Below are 524 nucleotides of genomic sequence, written 5' to 3' on the forward strand. Positions count from 1 at the left end.
CTGCCGACGGATGCTCCGCGACCGGCGGTGCGCAGTTTCGAGGGGGATCGGGTGGATTTCGAGCTGGACAGCGTGCTTTCCGATGCGGTCAGAGAACTGGCGCGGGAAAACGGAGCGACCGTGTACATGGTGCTGCTGGCCGCATACAGCGCTCTGCTGGGGCGGTTAAGCGGTCAAGAAGAAGTGATCGTCGGTACGTCGATCGCTGGACGTTCCCATGCGGACCTGCAAGGAATGATGGGCATGTTTGTGAACACGCTGGCGCTGCGGATGAATCCGTCCGGGGAAAAGCCGTTCTCGGCCTACTTGGAGGAAGTAAAACAGACGACACTCGGAGCATTGGAGCATGGGGACTATCCGTTCGAGGAACTGGTGGAGCAGGTTATAAAGCAGCGGGATATGAGCCGCAATCCGTTGTTCGATGCCATGCTGGTGCTGCAAAACACGGAGCAGGCCGAATTGGAGCTGGCGGGTCTGCAATGGACACCGTATCCGATCGAGAGCGGAGCAGCGAAATTCGACTT

1 protein-coding gene is annotated in these 524 nt (G+C 58.8%); it reads left to right on the plus strand.

Going from position 1 to position 524, the window contains the following annotated elements; translation table 11 throughout:
* Window positions 1-524, plus strand: a 524-nt coding sequence (locus AZ66_RS29530) for a condensation domain-containing protein (RefSeq protein WP_044358245.1), incomplete at both ends; no start/stop codon positions are given.

This window comes from Paenibacillus sp. E194, from assembly GCF_000935845.1.
GTDB lineage: Bacteria > Bacillota > Bacilli > Paenibacillales > Paenibacillaceae > Paenibacillus_B > Paenibacillus_B alvei_B.